The following is a 20,481-nucleotide window of genomic DNA, read 5'->3' as shown; positions in this document are numbered from 1 at the left end:
AAGAGTGAAGACAAATTATAGAAGGTTACACCTATGCAAAGAAAACATCTGATAGCTTTTACTCTTGCTACTGTCTTTATGCTACTTGGCTTTAATATGATCAATAATTATTTTAACCAAAAAAACAGAGCTGCGCTAATGGATGCTGATGTGGCAGTAGTTAAAAATAAAGACGAGGCAAATGACAGTATCTCAGGACAGCCTTTAGGTGAGCAGCCCAAAGCCATTATTGATAATGTGACGGCTGATATTGAACAAGCTCAAAACCTCGAGCAACAGCGACTTGAACAGATGCAAGAGAGCGCTGAGTAACTATAAGCTACAAGTGGTCATTTATTTTTTAATTTGCAAACAAAGTATCCTGTATCGTCCTTGCTACAAAACAAAAAAGGCTAACATCGTGAACTGACCCCCATAAGTTGGACACCACTTATGGGGGTTATTTTATGCGTTACGATCTAGACTTTAAGATCAAAGTCATTGCATACTACAAACAAGGACATAGTAGCAGTGCGACAGGTGAAAAGTTTTCTGTAAATCCAAGGTTTGTCAGCAAATGGACTGAACAATATCAACATGGCGGTATAGACGCCATTAAACCTAAGACCAGTAAAACTAAATACAATAGTGAGTTTAAGTATAAAGTGCTCGCTGTAATGTTAGCAGAAGGACTAAGTCAATCTGAAACTGCCCTTAGGTTTACTATCAGCTCACCTGCACTTATTAGCCACTGGCATAAAGCCTACCGCCTCTACGGTATGTCTGGACTCATATCCAAATATAAAGGTAGTACTATGGCATCTCCTATCACAGACAAACCTGATAATGAAAAGACCTTAGCAGAGCTCAAGCGTGAGAATGAGTATTTACGAGCGGAGAACGCCTATCTAAAAAAGCTCGATGCCTTGCTCAAGGAAAGGAAACAAGCCGCGATAAAGCAAGGCTCATCGAAGGACTAAGGCAGCAATATGCGTTATCTGACTTACTGACCATAGCAAAGCTTGCAAGGAGTAGTTTCTACTATCATAGAGCACAGCTTTGGAGTGAAGATAAATACGCCGATCTCAAACAGCGTATCAGTGATATCTATCATCACCATAAAGGTCGGTATGGCTACCGTCGAATCACCCAAGCACTCAAGAATGAGGGTTTAATTCATAACCATAAACTGATTGCCAGGCTCATGGGACAGCTTAAGCTGACTGCCAGAATCAGAAGGCAAAAGTATCGATCCTACAAAGGACAGTGCGGCGTCATAGCTAAGAATAGAGTCAAGCGCAAGTTCAGGGCGAGTGCGCCTAATCGCAGATGGTTTACTGACATTACTGAGTTTAAAGTGGGCGGTGATAAGTTGTATCTGTCTCCTATACTAGATTGCTATAACAATGAGATCATCAGTTATACGCTCTCAAGACGACCGGTATATGACTTAGTGAAACAGATGCTAGATGGTGCGCTTAAAGGCATACCTAAAAAACGCAAGGAGGAGTTGACACTGCATTCAGATCAAGGCTGGCATTATCAGATGAAGCCGTTTGCAAAGTCGCTTAAAGCGAATCATATTAAGCAAAGTATGAGCAGTAAGGGCAATTGCTTGGACAATGCATTGATGGAAGGCTTCTTCGGTACGCTTAAGTGTGAGACGATTTATATTGAGAAACCAGAAACTATTGAAGCGTTAGAGAAACAGATTCATGAGTATATTCACTATTACAATCATGAGCGTATTCAGCTAAAACTAAAAGGACTAAGCCCTGTACAGTACAGAACTCAGTCCTTGTTATAAACTTAAACCGTCCAAGTTTAGGGGGGCAGTTCATCGCGTTAGCCTTTTTATTTAAATAAGTTTTGTCAAAAAGATTCTAGAGAAACTAGCTCTTTTTGTTACCGCCTTTGCCGCGGCTGCTTTTCTTGGCAGGTGCTTTTTTAGAGTTGTCTTTCTTAGTTTGATTCATAGCGCTGGCTTTCAGCTTAGCGGTCAAATCAAAATCAATCTGTAACAAGTCCATATTGACGCCAGCGACTTTTACTTTTACGGTGTCGCCAAGTCCAAATAGACCACCTTTATCTTTACCGATAAGCTGCTGCTGCTTTTCATCATAGACAAAGAAGTCATCGCCAACGTTTGAGATATGCACCAGGCCATCGATATATAGGTCGGTCAAAGTCACAAATAGGCCAAAGCTTGTCACACTGGTTACCACGCCTTCGAACTCTTCGCCGACGTGATCGGTCATATAATGACATTTGAGCCAAGATTCTACGTAGCGAGAGGCTTTTTCCGCGCGGCGCTCAGTATCTGAGGTTTGCGTGCCAGCACCGTCCAAAGAGAAGTCCATGACAGGCTGTTTGCTACCTGTGACTTTTGCTTTGATCGCGCGATGAAGCATCAAATCAGGATAACGGCGAATTGGTGAAGTAAAGTGACTGTACTCATCGTAAGCCAAGCCAAAATGACCGATATTATCAGGGGCATAGTTAGCTTGCATCATCGAACGTAGCAACATGCTGTGCACACTTATAGCATCGGGACGGTCTTTAGTCGCCTCAATAATTCGCTGATAATCCGCTTGCGTCGGGTTTTCTTCTGGGAAGGACAAGCCAAAGTTCTTAGCGTATTCATGCACACGCATGGACTTCTCACCATCTGGCTTATCGTGGTTACGATACAGCACCGGCAGCTCTTCTTTGAGCGCAAAGTTCGCCGCGCAGGTATTAGCAAGGAGCATGCACTCTTCAATTAGCTTGTGCGCGTCCCCGCGTGTGCGAGGTACAATGGCTGCAATACCGCCTGTCTCATTGAACTTGATGTAAGTTTCAACCGTTTCAAACTCCATCGCATGACGCTCTTCACGCTTTTGGATAAGCAAATCATACAACTGATGTAGCGTATCGATAGACTTCTTAACGTCTTTGTTGCCTGTTAATGACTTTGGAATGCTGTCATCTTTTGGATTGGCAAAGTAATCATTGACCTGATTATAGGTCAGACGTGCCTGCGAATGGATAACCGCAGGATAGAACTCATAACCTGTCACTTTACCGGCGCGTGATACTTTAATATCTGCGACCATACACAGACGATCGACATCAGGATTTAATGAGCACAGACCATTGGATAAGACTTCTGGCAACATCGGAATCACCCGATGCGGGAAGTAGACGGACGTACCGCGCTCAAAGGCTTCAACATCTAAAGGAGAGTTCGGCGTGACATAGTGACTGACATCAGCGATTGCTACAACGACGCGATAATTGCCACCAGAGCGTTTTTCGGCGAATACCGCATCATCAAAATCGCGTGCATCCTCGCCATCGATAGTGACTAGGGGTAGATCACGCAAATCAGTACGACCTTTTAGGTCTTTTTCGGTCGGCTCTTTATAGTCATTGGCTTGCTTGAGCGTCGCTTCGCTAAATTCTGACGGGATATCATAATTGAGCAGCGTTGTCTCAATAATGAGTTCGCGATCGTTCTCATCATCGAGCACTTCTGTGATTTTACCCGTAGAGAACTCGTGCTGGTTGGGCCAATCGATAATATCTACTTTGACAGGAGCGCCTTGCTTGATATTGAGCGCATTGACATTGTCATCAGTAACCGTAATCGGTTGATGATTATTAGGACTACCCAGCTCAACGCAGTAGCCATCCTCATCGCGAGCCAGTGTACCGATGAATTGATTTTGTTGACGTTCAACGACATCAACGATGCGACCTTCAGTGCGGCCGCGATTGTCTGTAGAGGTCGCAACTGCCGCAACCGTGTCACCGTTAAAGACCCAGCGCATTTGCTTTTCATGCAAGAACAAATCTGGCATATCACTTAGCAATACAAACCCAAAGCCCTTGGCATGTGCAGAGACTGTACCCTCAACGACGTCATGCTGCGTGACCGTACGATAGCGATAAGGACGCCCATCACGGTTAACTTGACCATCACGAGCCATTGCTTTTAGGCGATTGCCTAGCGCATCAAACTGATCAGGATCCTCTATGCCAAAGGCTTTTGCCAGTTGCTGATGGGTCGCTTCGCCCTGCTCAATGATCGTGCTAAGTATAAGCTCACGACTAGGAATAGGATTATCATATTTTTGTGCCTCAGCTGAGGCGTTTGGATCATTCCAACTCATAAATTACCGTTTCTATTTTTAAATTATTAGTAGGCGCTATCTTAACACGAACTTTGATGCAATATATGACGTCTATTGTTCGTCTTAAAATAACAAATAGGGCAGACACTCAAGTAATGAGCATCTGTGAATATATAAAACCAAATCAAAATGGCTATTAAGATACTGCTCTGCTAAATATCGATACCAGATTCGTCTGTTAGCGACTTGCTATCGAGCTCTTTTGACACCTCTATCACCGTGGTCTGATTGGATTTATCGAGATACTTTTGTGCTTTATCGACTTCACTCGTTAAAGTATTGACCGTCTGCTTCATATTCTCGAGCGCTTCAATTTTGTAATTACTAATCATATCCATAGTGTCATAGACATTATTGAAGGCGTTTTGCAATTTATCAAGCTCAATGGTGCTACTAGTCGCCTGCTCATGAATCTCGCCTGACTGACGTTTGAGCATCTCAGAGGTCGACTCGATCAAGCTACTGGTGGTTTTATTGAGTGCTGTAATCTGGTCCAGAACGAGCTTTTGATTGGTCATCGCTTGAGCGACAACGACTGCAGTACGTAAAGCAGAGACTGTGGTCGTAGTCGCGCGATCGACACCCTTTATCAGCTCTAGGTTATTCTTACGAATCGTATCGAGTGCCAAATAACCTTGGACGTTTACTGCCAACTGCGTCAAAAAGTCGGTGTTCTTTTGACGCACATAAAACAGCATCTCTTCTTTAATAATGCGTGCTTTTTCAGGATCTGTCGCTTCTATCGCGTGAACTTTTTGCTCAAGTTGCTCATCGATTTTTTTACCGACATAGACATACTGACGTATCGATTGCATCAGCTCCCACATATTGACTTTTTCTTGCTCAATGGTGGCATTGTCTTTGAGCAGCTCGTCTTTACCGTTATATAGGCTGGTCACTACCGCATTAATATGCGATTGCGCCGACTCGTACTGACGAAAATAATCTTGGACTTTGTTACCAAAGGGAATCAAGCCAAAGAGTTTACGCGAACTGGTCAATTGCTTTTTACTTGGGTCTAAATCTTCGACGATACCGCGCAGCTCGGTCAGAGATTTTGCGATAGGGGAGTTATCAAACAGACCGTCGTTTAAACTTTTGGCTGGCAAGTCAAGCATGCGGTTTGAGACTTGCGCGGACTCGCGAATCTCTTTGGTGCCCAAATTGTGAATGGACTGAATGTTTTGCTGAAACTCAGGACTATGCACAGAGTTAGTGATGACATGATCGACGAATGCATCGACTTTGGCGTCTAGCTCTGGAATTTGACTCTCATCTAGCTTTACCATCTGATCCGCTTCACTTTTTTGTATCTCTTTTACAGGCTCTGGCGGTGTTAGTGAGATGCTTGGCGTATTGGTGTTCTCTGGTGGGGTCAATTCTTGCATGTCATGTCCTATTATAATTCGTGAATGAGCTTATTGGCCTAACAGTCGAGCTTTTGAATGCCCTGTTGTTTTTATTAATGTGAGCTGATTGAACCAGTAGCGTTTAATCTTAGCTATAGACTACGCGGTTACTACCGAGTTGGTAAGGCAGATTTTGTAAATGCAGAACCTATTAAAGGCAAAACAACACCAGCTACATATTAAAGACTACCAACCATAGATAATAAAAAACCATCAATATATCGCTGTATATTGATGGTTGGACATTACAATTACATACGTTACAGCTATCACTACTCTTATAGCCTATTTTTTGCGAGTAGGGCCTAATAGCATACCCATCTGGCGACCTTCCATCTTTGGATGTTGCTCGACATTTGAGATCTCTGCGGTATCTTCAATAATACGCTCAAGCTGCTTGCGACCCAAATCTTGGTGCGCCATTTCACGACCACGAAAGCGAATACTGACTTTAACCTTGTCCTGATCTTCTAAGAAGCTGACAATTTTACGCAGTTTTACTTGATAATCAGCTTCATCAGTGCTCGGACGCAGTTTCATCTCTTTCAACTGAGTTTGCTTTTGGTTCTTCTTAGCCTCTTTCGCCTTTTGCTTTTGATCATAGAGGTAGTGCTTATAATCCATGATTTTGCATACTGGCGGCTTGGCATCTGGGACCAATTCAACCAAATCTAAGTTGTCCTCACGAGCCGTTCTCATCGCGGTCTCGATATCAACTACGCCCATTTGTTCGCCATCTTCTTTAACCAAGCGAACTTCTTTGACGTTAATATCTTCGTTAATGTTTAAACGGTTTGACTGTTTAATAGGTATTACTCCTCATCTGTTTTTGGGGTCTGTCGGCCTTTGGCACCAACAGCGGTCTGTACTAATGCAATAAATTCGTTAACACTCATCACGCCGAGGTTCTCACCTTCTCGCGTACGGACATTGACATTGCCCGATTCCACTTCTTTATCCCCTAATACTAGCATATAGGGAATACGTTCTAATGTTTTCTCTCGTATCTTAAATCCAATCTTTTCGTTACGCAAGTCGCTAATAGCACGCAAGCCTACGTTTTTAAGCTCATTGACCACATTCTCGCAAGCATCGGCCTGTTTATCCGTGATATTCATGACCACTACTTGCTTGGGCGCAAGCCATACTGGCATCCAACCGGCGTAGTTCTCAATCAAAATACCAATGAAGCGCTCAAACGAACCCAAGATGGCACGGTGCAACATGATAGGTACTTCGCGCTCGTTTTGCTCGTTAACGAATTCAGCATCTAAGCGCTCGGGCATATTAGGATCGACCTGAATAGTACCGCACTGCCAGACGCGGCCTAAGCTGTCTTTGAGACTAAATTCAATCTTTGGACCATAAAATGCGCCTTCACCGGGCAGATACTCCCAATCAAGCCCCGAACTATCGAGCGCATCGGCTAGCGCTTTTTCGGCAAAGTCCCAAGACTCGTCACTACCGACACGCTTTTCAGGACGGGTCGAGAGCTTCATAATAATATTATCAAAGCCAAAGTCTTCATATACGGCAAGCGTTAGCTTAATAAAATCTGCGACCTCCGCCTGAATTTGCGACTGCGTACAGAAGATATGCGCGTCATCTTGGGTAAAGCCGCGTACCCGCATCAAACCATGTAATGACCCCGACGGCTCATTACGGTGACACGAGCCAAACTCTGCCATACGTAGAGGTAAATCGCGATAAGATTTCAAACCTTGATTAAATACTTGTACGTGGCACGGGCAGTTCATCGGTTTCACCGCATAATCACGGTTCTCACTCGCAGTGGTAAACATATTGGTCGCGTAATTACCCCAGTGTCCAGAGCGCTCCCACAAGCTACGATCGACAATCTGTGGCGTCTTAATCTCTTCATAGCCGTTATCGTATTGCACTTTACGCATATACTGCTCAAGCACTTGATAAATCGTCCAGCCATTGGCATGCCAAAACACCATACCCGGCGCTTGCTCTTGCATATGAAACAGATTTAAAGCTTTGCCAATCTTACGATGGTCGCGTTTTTCCGCTTCCTCAATACGCTGGATATAAGCCTTCAGATCTTTTTTATCCGCCCAAGCGGTACCGTAAATACGCTGTAGCTGTTCGTTCTTAGCATCACCGCGCCAATAAGCGCCTGACATCTTAGTTAATTTAAATACTTTTAAGAATCTTGTATTAGGCACATGCGGGCCACGGCACATATCGACGTATTCTTGATGATGGTACAGACCAAAAGCCTCTTCACCTGGCATATCATTGATGAGCTTAAGCTTATAATCCTCACCGCGCTCTTCGAAGATTTTAATCACTTCATCACGTGGCGTTATCTTCTTTATGACGTCATAGTCCTGCTTTATCAACTGCATCATGCGTTTTTCGATCGCTTCCATATGCTCAGGCGTAAACGGCGTCTCGCTATAGATGTCATAATAAAAGCCATCTTCGATCACAGGGCCAATCACCATTTTAACGTCTGGATACAGCTGTTTTACCGCATGACCGAGTAAATGCGCGGCCGAGTGACGAATGATATCGACCCCATCAGCATCTTTTGGGGTAACGATTTCAACGACGGCATCATGGGCTATAGGATCAGAGGCATCTACCAAATGACCATCGACACGTCCTGCGACCGTCGCTTTGGCAAGGCCTGCGCCAATACTTTGCGCCACTTCCATGACTGTCGTGCTGCCCTCAAACTCTTTTACGCTACCATCGGGTAAAGTAATCGCTACCATAATCTTATCCAAAATTTATTAAAACGCTATCAATGAATGACGGCTATTAAAACAGAAAAACCAGCAATAGCGCTAGTTATCATATATAGGTTATCTAAGTGACGGCTATTATAAACGATTTTTGGGAGCTAATCTTGCTATTTGCTTGTATCTAACACGCTCTATGAGCTGCTGGCTAAAGAAGGTATCTCAGTACATAAGGTATCCTAGTATTATCGTAATCATTAAGGCTTAACTACACAGAAGATCTTAGATTTTCTCTGGTGTCAGGGCAAGTGTCTCCCAAGCACTTGCTTTTACCTCCTTGTATCGAGGCTAGCGGCGAGGTTATGTTCTTATAACTATCATATAGTAATATGAGTTAGATTCTCCTACATATATAAGTATTATTAGCCACGAGTCGATGACATTAATATGCAACAAACACTGTCAGTGGGCACACCCCACACAGCAGAATCTTAGAAAACATCAGTATATAAAATAAATCTACCAAACCCCTTGACCCAACTTTAAACATGCGTATAATGCCACCCAGTCGAAAGGGAAGGCGGATTGAAGAATGACTTATCATTCTAACCAACCAGCCAATAGCGAGAAATTTCAAACTAACTACTTTAGTAATTAAAAATGAAATTTCAAACTAAATAAAAATACTTCTTGACTTACTAATTAAAGCGTCTATAATACGCACCTCGATAAGAGATAGGGGAAGAGACTAGCTGATAATATTAGCGAAATCAGAACCTTAACTTAGCGAAACAAATTATAAAAAGAGTTGACAAACTAATCTACTATGATAAGATAGTCGGCTCGCTAGATAGCAAAGACCCTAAGGGTTTGAAGCGAATTTAGCAAACAAGATATTAGATTAAATCACTGACTGGACGACAGCAGTGGAACACTATTTAAAAGCGAAACTAAAGAACAACTTGTGTGGATTTTTGCTGAGACAAGAATGCTAAAAATAAAGTTGACTATCTTCTCTTTTCGGGGAGATTATTAACTATAAAAATTATCATTTAATCAGCAGAAAAACTCAAAGTTAATTCATTACGAACATAATTTAAAGCGATTTTGCCAGATTAGATGAGCCAAAGATTAGAAGTCGTCTTACTATTTTATAGTGAAAGACTTCATAGTTAGATTAAACTGAAGAGTTTGATCATGGCTCAGATTGAACGCTGGCGGCAGGCTTAACACATGCAAGTCGAGCGGTAACATTTCTAGCTTGCTAGAAGATGACGAGCGGCGGACGGGTGAGTAACACTTAGGAATCTACCTAGTAGTGGGGGATAGCACGGGGAAACTCGTATTAATACCGCATACGACCTACGGGAGAAAGGGGGCAACTTGTTGCTCTCGCTATTAGATGAGCCTAAGTCGGATTAGCTAGATGGTGGGGTAAAGGCCTACCATGGCGACGATCTGTAGCTGGTCTGAGAGGATGATCAGCCACACCGGAACTGAGACACGGTCCGGACTCCTACGGGAGGCAGCAGTGGGGAATATTGGACAATGGGGGCAACCCTGATCCAGCCATGCCGCGTGTGTGAAGAAGGCCTTTTGGTTGTAAAGCACTTTAAGCAGTGAAGAAGACTCAATGGTTAATACCCATTGACGATGACATTAGCTGCAGAATAAGCACCGGCTAACTCTGTGCCAGCAGCCGCGGTAATACAGAGGGTGCAAGCGTTAATCGGAATTACTGGGCGTAAAGCGAGCGTAGGTGGCTTGATAAGTCAGATGTGAAATCCCCGGGCTTAACCTGGGAACTGCATCTGATACTGTTAGGCTAGAATAGGTGAGAGGAAGGTAGAATTCCAGGTGTAGCGGTGAAATGCGTAGAGATCTGGAGGAATACCGATGGCGAAGGCAGCCTTCTGGCATCATATTGACACTGAGGTTCGAAAGCGTGGGTAGCAAACAGGATTAGATACCCTGGTAGTCCACGCCGTAAACGATGTCTACTAGTCGTTGGGTTCCTTGAGGACTTAGTGACGCAGCTAACGCAATAAGTAGACCGCCTGGGGAGTACGGCCGCAAGGTTAAAACTCAAATGAATTGACGGGGGCCCGCACAAGCGGTGGAGCATGTGGTTTAATTCGATGCAACGCGAAGAACCTTACCTGGTCTTGACATATCTAGAATCCTGCAGAGATGCGGGAGTGCCTTCGGGAATTAGAATACAGGTGCTGCATGGCTGTCGTCAGCTCGTGTCGTGAGATGTTGGGTTAAGTCCCGCAACGAGCGCAACCCTTGTCCTTAGTTACCAGCGGTTTGGCCGGGAACTCTAAGGATACTGCCAGTGACAAACTGGAGGAAGGCGGGGACGACGTCAAGTCATCATGGCCCTTACGACCAGGGCTACACACGTGCTACAATGGTAGGTACAGAGGGCAGCTACACAGCGATGTGATGCGAATCTCAAAAAGCCTATCGTAGTCCGGATTGGAGTCTGCAACTCGACTCCATGAAGTAGGAATCGCTAGTAATCGCGGATCAGAATGCCGCGGTGAATACGTTCCCGGGCCTTGTACACACCGCCCGTCACACCATGGGAGTTGATTGCACCAGAAGTGGGTAGCCTAACCTTTTAGGATGGCGCTCACCACGGTGTGGTTGATGACTGGGGTGAAGTCGTAACAAGGTAGCCGTAGGGGAACCTGCGGCTGGATCACCTCCTTATAGACGGCATTCTTCTTGGCAAGAATTCACAACAAGTTGTTCTTTAGTTTAAGCTAGTTTATTAGCTAGAGGTATATGCCTCGTACAGGCCTGTAGCTCAGCTGGTTAGAGCACCGTGTTGATAACGCGGGGGTCGGCAGTTCAAGTCTGCCCAGGCCTACCATTATTTAGGTACAGTGCTTAAAACAGTTAGAAACGCTCAAGCGTTAGCAAGACTTATAGAAAATTGCCTTTAAGCAATTTTCTCTTGCGAGCCTAGCGAAGTAAAAGGCTTTAAGGTTTAAGAAGGGTTAGGGCTATCAGCAAATCCCCTTTAAGGGATTTACTCTTGCGCTCGGATCAAAGCGGTGCTTTGATTGTATCCTCGCTCAGGGGCCATAGCTCAGTTGGTAGAGCGCCTGCCTTGCACGCAGGAGGTCAACGGTTCGACTCCGTTTGGCTCCACCATTAATAAACAAGCCCGATTGAATAGAATATATACATAAGCATAAATAGAAACGAATGATTCGACTTATAACAAATAAGTACTGATTATTTCTTTCTGTTTTATACAGAACTTACTACTCGACGAGAGAGTAAGAACTATTTAAAAACATAGATATGAGTCTGGGTTAGGAAGAGCGTGTTCACGCGCACTTCTTAACCTTAATAACTCACCTCTTAACGACATCAGTTGTTATCCCAGGGGTGAGTTATTAAAAAAGTAAAGAGAACTGAATCAAGCGTAAACATAGGTGATATCGTTATAATTGCGAAACCAACCTGTTAAGTACCAGATCTGTTCAGTAGTAAAATACCTCGAATTACTTCGAGGCTACTTTTACTACTAATAGAGATAAACTTAGCAAGTAAATAGACCCTTTGGGGTTGTATGGTCAAGTAATTAAGCGCACATGGTGGATGCCTTGGCAGTCAGAGGCGATGAAAGACGTGACAGCCTGCGATAAGCTTCGGGGAGGCGGCAATATCCTGTGATCCGGAGATTTCTGAATGGGGAAACCCACCTAGCATAAGCTAGGTATCCTAATTTATTAGGAAGCGAACGAGGGGAAGTGAAACATCTCAGTACCCTTAGGAATAGACATCAAATGAGATTCCCCAAGTAGCGGCGAGCGAACGGGGAGAAGCCGATTGATATTAGAATAGAAGAACAGCGTGGGAAAGCTGACCGTAGTAGGTGATAGTCCTGTATTTTAAATTCTAGTATTGACATATTAAGTAGAGCGGGGCACGAGAAATCCTGTTTGAAGATGGGGGGACCATCCTCCAAGGCTAAATACTCCTGACTGACCGATAGTGAACCAGTACCGTGAGGGAAAGGCGAAAAGAACCCCTGTGAGGGGAGTGAAATAGAACCTGAAACCGTGTGCGTACAAGCAGTGGGAGCCTTAATTTATTAGGGTGACCGCGTACCTTTTGTATAATGGGTCAGCGACTTATATTCTGTAGCAAGGTTAACCGTTAGGGGAGCCGTAGGGAAACCGAGTCTTAATAGGGCGTCATAGTTGCAGGGTATAGACCCGAAACCGAGTGATCTATCCATGAGCAGGTTGAAAGTGCCGTAACAGGCACCGGAGGACCGAACCCACTGTCGTTGAAAAGCCAGGGGATGACTTGTGGATAGGGGTGAAAGGCTAATCAAACTCGGTGATAGCTGGTTCTCCCCGAAAGCTATTTAGGTAGCGCCTCGGACGAACACCATTGGGGGTAGAGCACTGTTTCGGCTAGGGGGTCATACCGACTTACCAAACCGATGCAAACTCCGAATACCGATGAGTGATATCCGGGAGACACACAGTGGGTGCTAACGTCCATTGTGGAGAGGGAAACAACCCAGACCGCCAGCTAAGGCCCCAAATTCCTAGTTAAGTGGGAAACGAGGTGGGAAGGCATAGACAGCTAGGAGGTTGGCTTAGAAGCAGCCATCCTTTAAAGAAAGCGTAATAGCTCACTAGTCGAGTCGGCCCGCGCGGAAGATGTAACGGGGCTCAAACTAGGAGCCGAAGCTGCGGATTTGAATTTGTTTTCAAGTGGTAGGGGAGCGTTGTGTAAGCCTGTGAAGGTGCATTGTAAAGTGTGCTGGAGGTATCACAAGAGCGAATGCTGACGTGAGTAACGATAATGGGTGTGAAAAGCATCCACGCCGGAAGATCAAGGGTTCCAGTCCAACGTTAATCGGGGCTGGGTGAGTCGACCCCTAAGGCGAGGCCGAAAGGCGTAGTCGATGGGAAATCGGTTAATATTCCGATACTTGTTTATAATGCGATGGAGGGACGGAGAAGGTTATGTCAGCCTGGCGTTGGTTGTCCAGGTGAAAGGATGTAGGCTTGTGGCTTAGGTAAATCCGGGCTGCAATATGGTCGAGATCTGATAGCAAGTCCTACTTGTAGGACGAAGTGGCAAATACCATGCTTCCAGGAAAAGCTTCTAAGCAATAGTTATAAACGAATCGTACCCTAAACCGACACAGGTGATCAGGTAGAGAATACCAAGGCGCTTGAGAGAACTCTGCTGAAGGAACTAGGCAAAATGGTACCGTAACTTCGGGAGAAGGTACGCTGCTGATGGTGATAGGACAAGCTCCTTGAGCTGTTGGCAGTCGCAGATACCAGGCTGCTGCAACTGTTTATTAAAAACACAGCACTCTGCAAACACGAAAGTGGACGTATAGGGTGTGATGTCTGCCCGGTGCTGGAAGGTTAATTGATGGGGTTAGCGTAAGCGAAGCTCTTGATCGAAGCCCCAGTAAACGGCGGCCGTAACTATAACGGTCCTAAGGTAGCGAAATTCCTTGTCGGGTAAGTTCCGACCTGCACGAATGACATAATGATGGCAGCGCTGTCTCCAGCAGAGACTCAGTGAAATCGAAATCGCAGTGAAGATGCTGTGTACCCGCGGCTAGACGGAAAGACCCCGTGAACCTTTACTACAGCTTTACATTGAACTTTGACCTGACTTGTGCAGGATAGGTGGGAGGCTTTGAAGCCGAGACGCTAGTCTTGGTGGAGCCAATCTTGAAATACCACCCTGGTCATGTTGGGGTTCTAACTCAGGTATAACAGTACCGAGGACAATGTATGGTGGGTAGTTTGACTGGGGCGGTCTCCTCCTAAAGAGTAACGGAGGAGTACGAAGGTGCGCTCAGACCGGTCGGAAATCGGTCGTAGAGTATAAAGGCAAAAGCGCGCTTAACTGCGAGACCCACAAGTCGAGCAGGTACGAAAGTAGGTCTTAGTGATCCGGTGGTTCTGTATGGAAGGGCCATCGCTCAACGGATAAAAGGTACTCTGGGGATAACAGGCTGATACCGCCCAAGAGTTCATATCGACGGCGGTGTTTGGCACCTCGATGTCGGCTCATCTCATCCTAGGGCTGAAGCAGGTCCTAAGGGTATGGCTGTTCGCCATTTAAAGAGGTACGCGAGCTGGGTTTAGAACGTCGTGAGACAGTTCGGTCCCTATCTACCGTGGGCGTTGGAAATTTGAGAGGAGCTGCTCCTAGTACGAGAGGACCAGAGTGGACGAACCACTGGTGTTCGGGTTGTCATGCCAATGGCATTGCCCGGTAGCTACGTTCGGATGGGATAACCGCTGAAAGCATCTAAGCGGGAAGCCCACCTCAAGATAAGATTTCCCTAAAGAGCCGTTCAAGACTAGGACGTTGATAGGCAGGGTGTGGAAGCACAGCGATGTGTGTAGCTAACCTGTACTAATTGCTCGTTTGGCTTGACCATACAACACCCAAGTGGTTTGTAATTATCTATTGAGTGACAATTATGCGTCTGTCACGCACCTTCAATGACTTGAAGGTCCCTTGACAGATAAAACGCACAATGGTTATTCATAGAATGGTAAGCATTATATCGATATCACCTTTATCCTTGATTCAGTTAGGATAGTGATACTTAAGTCATTAAGTAAAACCAACAGACTCATATCTAACCCCCTTTGCTGACGACAATAGCACGATGGCACCACCTGATCCCTTCCCGAACTCAGAAGTGAAACATCGTTGCGCCAATGGTAGTGTGGCTCCGGCCATGTGAGAGTAGGTCATCGTCAGCTCTCTATTCTAAGAAGAGTCATCCTTAATCGGATGGCTCTTTTTTTATCTTTCATTTAGTCATTACCATGTGACCTACGCAGCCAATCCTATTTAAAGGATTGGCTCTTGCGAACCTAAAATTGACATGCAATTTTTTAACGGTTCTCAGGTCATCGTCAGCTCTCTATTCCTAGACTAGCCCAATCCTGTTTATTCAGGATTGGGCTTTTCTTTGTCTCCTGTTTTATGTTTAAGAAAACCATCATTCTTACGAATGATGGTTTTTTTGTTTGCTCAAATCATTACTATAAACACTAAATTACTTAGTAGTTGGTTTATCAAATACTTCTTTTAAGCTACTAGGCTCTTTGCGTTTTACATTGTTGTGCTCGTGACGAGTATCAGAAGAGGTCTTGTATGCCTGCAAACGCGAGGTTTGAATCACTCCGATAGGACGATTCTCTTCTAAACATCTAAAGGTGGTAAAGCTTAGGTTCTCTATCGCGTCAACATTGCCATCGTCTGCTACATCCTGACAAGGTACAGTTAGCGTTGCTACTGTGACGAAAGGCACATCAGATTCGTCCCATTCTTTAGTCAGTGTTTCGATAGGCTGCTTTTTAAGATTATGGCACAGCTGTATTTGTACATCGAACTGATAGTCGTGTTCTTGAATCTCTTGGATAATAGCGGGGCGGATGGCCTCGTCCTCTGTAAACAAGTGAATGTCACGACGTTTAATTTTGGCAACAGATGCCTTGGTAGGGGTCACTCTAATCTTGGCCATATAGTCGCCATGACGGCACGCGCCTTGCGAGAAGTAATCGTATAGCCAAGCGTTCTTTGGTGGAATGGTAGCCAGCTTTCTAAAGGCATTTAGAGTCTTTATGCCTTCTACATTAGGAAATGCTTTGCCGTATTTGGTCAGCCAGTCAAATACCAGTTTGCCTTTACCGAGCAGGCCATCACCTAAGTAGCTGTTTAGCTCAAAATTTAATTTAGACAGATAAGCATAATCTTTTAGACTGTTGGTAAAGAAGATAGGCCCATTCACTAGCGCATAATCAAAGGTGGTACAGTCCTCTTCACCAGAGGTGAGCTTTTTGCCCGGCACATCAAATATCTTGATAGCGAGTCCTTGTCCCAAGCCCAGCCTTCTATCTGCGTCCACACCTGCCGCAGCATTTGAGAATCGAATGACGGCATCATGAATACCTGCGTTTGCATACAGTCCTTGCGCGTACTCTTTGGGTAAATTATCTAAAATCTCAAACTTGGCTTTGAGTCCGCAATAGCTTTTGGCATGGACGGCGCGGGTATGATGATCAAGTTTATTGGCTTCTTTGCTCTTTTGCACGTAGTCACGGATATCAGCGGTGATCATTTCCATCGTTTGCTGATCTTCTGCACTTAGGGTGGTGTATTTTTCATCGAACTTGACGTATTTTGGTTTAAACAACTTCTTTAGCATAATCAGCTACCTACTGTTGGTAAATTAAGACTTAAGACTTGAAATCTTAGTTATTTTACAAAAGTTTGGTCGCTAATATTGATGATAAATATTGGTGATGTGTAAAGGTGAGCAAGGAATAACGACCGTCTGGGAAACAGTCATCCGCAGCGCAAGACGGAAGGCTATGCCTGTATGTAGCTTTTACGCTGCCTAAAATTGACATACAATAGCGATTCTAGTTTGCTACAAAATAGACGACAATAGCACGATGGCACCACCTAATCCCTTCCCGAACTCAGAAGTGAAACATCGTAGCGCCAATGGTAGTGTGGCTCCGGCCATGTGAGAGTAGGTCATCGTCAGCTCCCTATTCCTGAAAAGCCCCCTTTGCTAACGCAGAGGGGGCTTTTTTTATGGGTGTCAAATCTAAAAATTAATGATTGATAAAACTATTATTCAGTTGAAGAGATAAATATACAATAATTAAGTATATATACTTCATAGCTATACTTTGATACAAGCTGTTTAAGTTTTATAATCTAATGAGTTATGATTAAAAGGAGAAGTAATTGTTAGGTTTAAATCATTTATCTACGACAACAACAATAGTGGTTCTAAGAAACGAAAGTGAAAAAATTTCTCAAGGAACAGGATTTTTCTTTGCTAGAAGAGATGAAAATGGGGATGCTACTATATTTCTTGTGACAAACTATCATGTAGTTACAGGAAATAAGCCAGGAAGTATGCTTGATCCTAAAGGTACATCAATAGAAATACAGTTTCACCTAAATATTTCTAAACCACATCTTATTAGAACAGTTGAGCTCCAATTGTTTACTACAGATGGTAAACCCACTTGGGTACAATCAAAGGTTTATGCCGAGGCTGATATGGTTGTAATTCCATTGCCAAGTTCCGTTATTGGTGATGCAAAATTAACTGTGATTGCTGCTCCTGAATGGACTACAGATCAGAAGGTAAAACTACAGCCAACTACACCTGTTACATTTATAGGCTATCCCTACGGATACTATGATAAGACAAACTTTCTTCCTATTTGGAAGACTGGGCATATTGCAAGCGAACCATTAGTAGATTTTGATGGAAAGCCTTATTTTGTTGTTGATATCTCAGCTTTCTCGGGAATGTCTGGATCACCAGTCTTTGCAATAACTCATGGATCTTATGAAAATGAGGATGGAAATATTGAGATCGGTAAAGCGCGAAAGTTTCTAGGAATATATGCAAGTATGCAAATATTAAATGAGAAAAAATATTTAGAAGAGTTCAATCATGCTAAGAAGATTGGTATAAGTCACGAAGAGTCTTTAGAACTTGGACATGTGTGGAAAGAAAGTCTATTGCTTGATATTATTGATGGTCTTGATATTGTTCAGTATGAAAGAGAGATTGCTCAGAAATCGCAGCCATTTAAATGGTCTCAACCCGAACACTATGACTAATAATATTAGCTCCATTTCGTCTTAACCTTGGAACTGCTTCAGGTTCTGACATTGAATCTGAATGTGGTTAGCTGACTGCTGAGATCTTTGTGTCAGTGACTCCAGCTAATAATCAAAAGCTAAAAAAGATATAGACAAGGTATTAGGAACTGAAGCTAAATTAAAATTTGTATTTTTTATTTATCCTAATTTTGAGTTAGGTCGCCAGCCTAAGTTAGAAAGAGATAATGTAGTGGTTGAGATTTAAGAGGTACAAATAAGCTATAAAAAACTCTTTTCCCACAAAAAAGCCCATATTAGCAAACTAATACGGGCTTTAACATGTAATAAAGTATTTAACAAACTAAGCTATTAACTAAGCCTCTTCACCAAACTTACCACTTTGGAAATCATTAACCGCTTGCATGATCTCTTGCTGACTGTTCATCACAAACGGACCGTATTGTACAATTGGTTCGCGTAATGGACGACCAGTAATCAAAATCACTTTGGTGTCCTCACTACTATCGGCGGTAATAGTCACGCCATCGGCATCTTTGTCATTTTTTAAGATAGCCATATTTTTGGTCGGTACTGTTTCGCCTTCGATATCTACCGTACCGCGATACACAAAGGCAAACGCATTGTGATCAGCTGGAATGGCCTGACTAAAGCTAGTGCCTGCGGGTAGATGGATATCCAAATACGTCGGCTCAGTGATATCGCGTGTGACTGCGCCTTCAACGCCGTGCGATGTCCCCGCAATGACAGTAACATCCACGCCATCTTCTGTGGTGTATTTAGGCAAGTCCTCACTTTGGAAATCTTTATACCAAGGATCATTCATTTTATCTTTGGCAGGTAGATTGAGCCACAGCTGGAAGCCTTCCATCGCGCCATCTTCTTGCTCAGGCAGTTCTGAATGGATGACACCGCTCGCCGCCGTCATCCACTGCACACCGCCGTTTTGTAATAATCCTTCGTTGCCCGCGCTGTCGCGATGACGCATACGGCCAGTGATCATATAAGTAATCGTTTCAAAGCCGCGATGTGGATGATTGGGGAAGCCGGCGACATAATCATCTGGATTATCGCTTTTGAAGTTATCCAGCATCAAGTAAGGGTCAAGGCGCTCTTGTAATTTCTGCGTGAGCACGCGAGTCAGTTTAACGCCAGCACCATCTTGGGTGTCTACCCCAGCATAGAGGTGCTCAATTTGGCGAGATTGGGTGACTGTTTCTTTTACGCTATTTGCTACGTCTTTTACTACCGTGTTATTCATGGTTCTCTCCCATTTTATGATTGTGAATAATGGACTTCTTTTATTCATATTCAGCCATATATTTGGGGTAAGGGGTTGTAGATTTCAATACTTTATTGTGTAGTAAATGTAAATAAGAGATTCAACTTTTTAAGTATAAGTTAATTTATTGCAAGGTTAAAACAACTCACCCGTCTCAATCACTTCTTCAAAATCAAAGCCTAGTTGCTCACCTTTACGCTGTCGCATTTGTTCAATACGCTGCCTGCGACCTACGATTAACCTTAATACTTCTCGGCGCTGTTCGGTGTTCATACTCAGCCACAACTGGCGCTCAGGACGGCTACGCAGACAGCCAAAACAGTAGCCTTTTTTATTGCTCGTGCATACGCCGACACAAGGATTGTCGATGTCAAACAGTTCGATCTGCTCACTCATGACATCTCCTTTTATTGGGTTAGAATGCACTGATAGACTGCATTAAATTGCTTAGTTTTTGATTAAAGACTATCGCTGTGCCGTTTTGTCATTATTGCTCACAACGAAGCTGTGATAGGCTTATGATAATTGAATTATTCACTATAATAGCTGACATAACAAGAGAGACGACACGTGAACCTCGTTTATATTCATGGCTTAGACAGTACGGCAAACTCCGTTAAGGGTCAATTACTAGAGCGCTACTGCGCCAGACATCATCCTGACATTAGCGTACATCGTCCTGATCTAAACCAGTCACCTGAGCGAGTCTTTGGCTATTTGACTGATGTAGTGGCTGAGTTAAGTACGGACGCCAAAACCGTTTTGGTCGGCAGCTCCTTGGGTGGTTATTTTGCCAGTATAGTGAGTAATCATATGGGCTGCGGCGCGCTACTATTGAATCCAAGTACCCAGCCGCATGTCACTCTGCAACGTTTTCAGGATAATGCTCATGCAGATACTCTAGAGTCTGCTAGTAAAAATAACAGTGACAGTAACAGTGATGAGACGCTTTATACCACGACTGGTGGCTGGGTAATGACTCGAGCTGACTTGACGTGGTTTGCCGATCATCAGCTAACCGCTATTCATTGTCCTGACAAAGTCGCTGCGCTGATCAAAGACGGTGATGAGTTATTAGACGCTCAAATCTCCAAGCAGTTTTATCAAGCAAAAGGCGCGACTGTTATCATGCAAGAGGGCGGCGATCATCGCTTTAGTGATTTTGCGAAGCACCTGCCTTTAGTGATAGATATTGTGCAGCAACTATCATCTTAAAATACTATATTTTGCACGCGCTAGAATAA

At 44.0% G+C, this 20,481-nt stretch carries 12 protein-coding genes, 2 tRNA genes and 4 rRNA genes; 11 read left to right on the top strand and 7 right to left on the bottom strand.

All coding sequences use genetic code 11. The features are described from left to right. The first annotated feature begins 33 nt into the window (after positions 1-33). The 3 genes from ACR64J_RS12205 to ACR64J_RS12195 all read left to right on the top strand — a co-directional run bounded on the left by ACR64J_RS12205 (position 34) and on the right by ACR64J_RS12195 (position 1,786). Positions 34-312, top strand: a complete 279-nt coding sequence (locus ACR64J_RS12205; protein ID WP_435949883.1) for a hypothetical protein — start codon at positions 34-36, stop codon at positions 310-312. A gap of 134 nt (positions 313-446) precedes the next feature. Beyond that, positions 447-959 (top strand): helix-turn-helix domain-containing protein, encoded by a 513-nt coding sequence (locus tag ACR64J_RS12200; protein WP_435949055.1) that lies wholly within the window; start codon positions 447-449, stop codon positions 957-959. Then, the gene (locus ACR64J_RS12195; RefSeq protein WP_435951011.1) at positions 947-1,786 is read left to right on the top strand and encodes an IS3 family transposase; all 840 of its coding nucleotides are present in this window, start codon (positions 947-949) and stop codon (positions 1,784-1,786) included. The genes ACR64J_RS12200 and ACR64J_RS12195 overlap by 13 nt, the downstream gene beginning before the upstream one ends. An 85-nt stretch (positions 1,787-1,871) precedes the next feature. On the opposite strand, the gene rnr is transcribed toward ACR64J_RS12195, so the two are convergent. The 4 genes from rnr to thrS all read right to left on the bottom strand — a co-directional run bounded on the left by rnr (position 1,872) and on the right by thrS (position 8,310). Further along, positions 1,872-4,133 (bottom strand): ribonuclease R, encoded by a 2,262-nt coding sequence (gene rnr / locus ACR64J_RS12190; RefSeq protein WP_435949882.1) that lies wholly within the window; start codon positions 4,131-4,133, stop codon positions 1,872-1,874. 173 nt (positions 4,134-4,306) lie between these two features. Beyond that, positions 4,307-5,542, bottom strand: coding sequence for a toxic anion resistance protein (locus ACR64J_RS12185; protein ID WP_435949881.1), 1,236 nt, complete (start codon positions 5,540-5,542; stop codon positions 4,307-4,309). A 306-nt stretch (positions 5,543-5,848) separates the two neighbouring features. Continuing rightward, entirely contained in the window at positions 5,849-6,346 is a 498-nt protein-coding gene (gene infC / locus ACR64J_RS12180) for a translation initiation factor IF-3 (protein ID WP_435951077.1), read from the bottom strand. A 29-nt stretch (positions 6,347-6,375) separates the two neighbouring features. Continuing rightward, positions 6,376-8,310: a threonine--tRNA ligase gene (thrS, locus tag ACR64J_RS12175; protein ID WP_435949880.1), complete on the bottom strand. Its 1,935-nt coding sequence runs from the start codon at positions 8,308-8,310 to the stop codon at positions 6,376-6,378. A gap of 1,146 nt (positions 8,311-9,456) precedes the next feature. Here thrS and ACR64J_RS12170 point away from each other — a divergent pair. The 5 genes from ACR64J_RS12170 (at position 9,457) to rrf (ACR64J_RS12150) (ending at position 15,059) form a co-directional block, all read left to right on the top strand. Further along, positions 9,457-10,995 (top strand): 16S ribosomal RNA (locus ACR64J_RS12170). A gap of 86 nt (positions 10,996-11,081) precedes the next feature. After that, positions 11,082-11,158 (top strand) — tRNA-Ile (locus ACR64J_RS12165). A 208-nt stretch (positions 11,159-11,366) separates the two neighbouring features. After that, positions 11,367-11,442: transfer RNA gene (locus ACR64J_RS12160), tRNA-Ala, on the top strand. Between the two features lie 426 nt (positions 11,443-11,868). After that, positions 11,869-14,728: ribosomal RNA gene (locus tag ACR64J_RS12155) — 23S ribosomal RNA — on the top strand. Positions 14,729-14,944: 216 nt separating this feature from the next. Next, a 5S ribosomal RNA gene (gene rrf / locus ACR64J_RS12150) occupies positions 14,945-15,059 on the top strand. Between the two features lie 299 nt (positions 15,060-15,358). Here rrf (ACR64J_RS12150) and ACR64J_RS12145 read toward each other — a convergent pair. Next, positions 15,359-16,510, bottom strand: a complete 1,152-nt coding sequence (locus ACR64J_RS12145; protein WP_435949879.1) for a catalase family protein — start codon at positions 16,508-16,510, stop codon at positions 15,359-15,361. A gap of 232 nt (positions 16,511-16,742) precedes the next feature. On the opposite strand from ACR64J_RS12145, the gene rrf (ACR64J_RS12140) reads away from it, so the two are divergent. Further along, a 5S ribosomal RNA gene (gene rrf, locus ACR64J_RS12140) occupies positions 16,743-16,857 on the top strand. The 16S, 23S and 5S rRNA genes sit together here with 2 tRNA genes alongside, the layout of an rRNA operon. A 204-nt stretch (positions 16,858-17,061) precedes the next feature. After that, the gene (locus ACR64J_RS12135) at positions 17,062-17,955 is read left to right on the top strand and encodes a S1 family peptidase (protein WP_435949878.1); all 894 of its coding nucleotides are present in this window, start codon (positions 17,062-17,064) and stop codon (positions 17,953-17,955) included. A gap of 355 nt (positions 17,956-18,310) precedes the next feature. Here ACR64J_RS12135 and ACR64J_RS12130 read toward each other — a convergent pair whose 3' ends face one another. Continuing rightward, positions 18,311-19,216, bottom strand: coding sequence for a pirin family protein (locus ACR64J_RS12130; RefSeq protein ID WP_435949877.1), 906 nt, complete (start codon positions 19,214-19,216; stop codon positions 18,311-18,313). Between the two features lie 156 nt (positions 19,217-19,372). Continuing rightward, positions 19,373-19,633 carry a DUF1289 domain-containing protein gene (locus ACR64J_RS12125; RefSeq protein ID WP_435949876.1) on the bottom strand — a complete coding sequence of 87 codons (261 nt, stop codon included), beginning with the start codon at positions 19,631-19,633 and terminating at the stop codon, positions 19,373-19,375. 174 nt (positions 19,634-19,807) lie between these two features. Between ACR64J_RS12125 and ACR64J_RS12120 the strand changes: the two genes are divergently transcribed. After that, positions 19,808-20,452: a YqiA/YcfP family alpha/beta fold hydrolase gene (locus ACR64J_RS12120; protein WP_435949875.1), complete on the top strand. Its 645-nt coding sequence runs from the start codon at positions 19,808-19,810 to the stop codon at positions 20,450-20,452. The last annotated feature ends 29 nt before the right edge of the window (positions 20,453-20,481 follow it).

This window comes from Psychrobacter sp. DM8, from assembly GCF_051307025.1.
In the GTDB taxonomy this organism is placed as follows: Bacteria; Pseudomonadota; Gammaproteobacteria; order Pseudomonadales; family Moraxellaceae; genus Psychrobacter.
Note: the sequence above shows the minus strand (reverse complement) of the source record. Positions and strands in the feature narration are given on the sequence as shown.

Bases quoted from the DNA above. Each gene is read 5' to 3' on its own strand.
- thrS (WP_435949880.1), bottom strand. From the start codon at position 8,310: ATGGTAGCGATTACTTTACCCGATGGTAGCGTAAAAGAGTTTGAGGGC.
- ACR64J_RS12130 (WP_435949877.1), bottom strand. From the start codon at position 19,216: ATGAATAACACGGTAGTAAAAGACGTAGCAAATAGCGTAAAAGAAACA.
- ACR64J_RS12200 (WP_435949055.1), top strand. From the start codon at position 447: ATGCGTTACGATCTAGACTTTAAGATCAAAGTCATTGCATACTACAAA.
- ACR64J_RS12205 (WP_435949883.1), top strand. From the start codon at position 34: ATGCAAAGAAAACATCTGATAGCTTTTACTCTTGCTACTGTCTTTATG.
- ACR64J_RS12125 (WP_435949876.1), bottom strand. From the start codon at position 19,633: ATGAGTGAGCAGATCGAACTGTTTGACATCGACAATCCTTGTGTCGGC.
- ACR64J_RS12145 (WP_435949879.1), bottom strand. From the start codon at position 16,510: ATGCTAAAGAAGTTGTTTAAACCAAAATACGTCAAGTTCGATGAAAAA.
- ACR64J_RS12185 (WP_435949881.1), bottom strand. From the start codon at position 5,542: ATGCAAGAATTGACCCCACCAGAGAACACCAATACGCCAAGCATCTCA.
- rnr (WP_435949882.1), bottom strand. From the start codon at position 4,133: ATGAGTTGGAATGATCCAAACGCCTCAGCTGAGGCACAAAAATATGAT.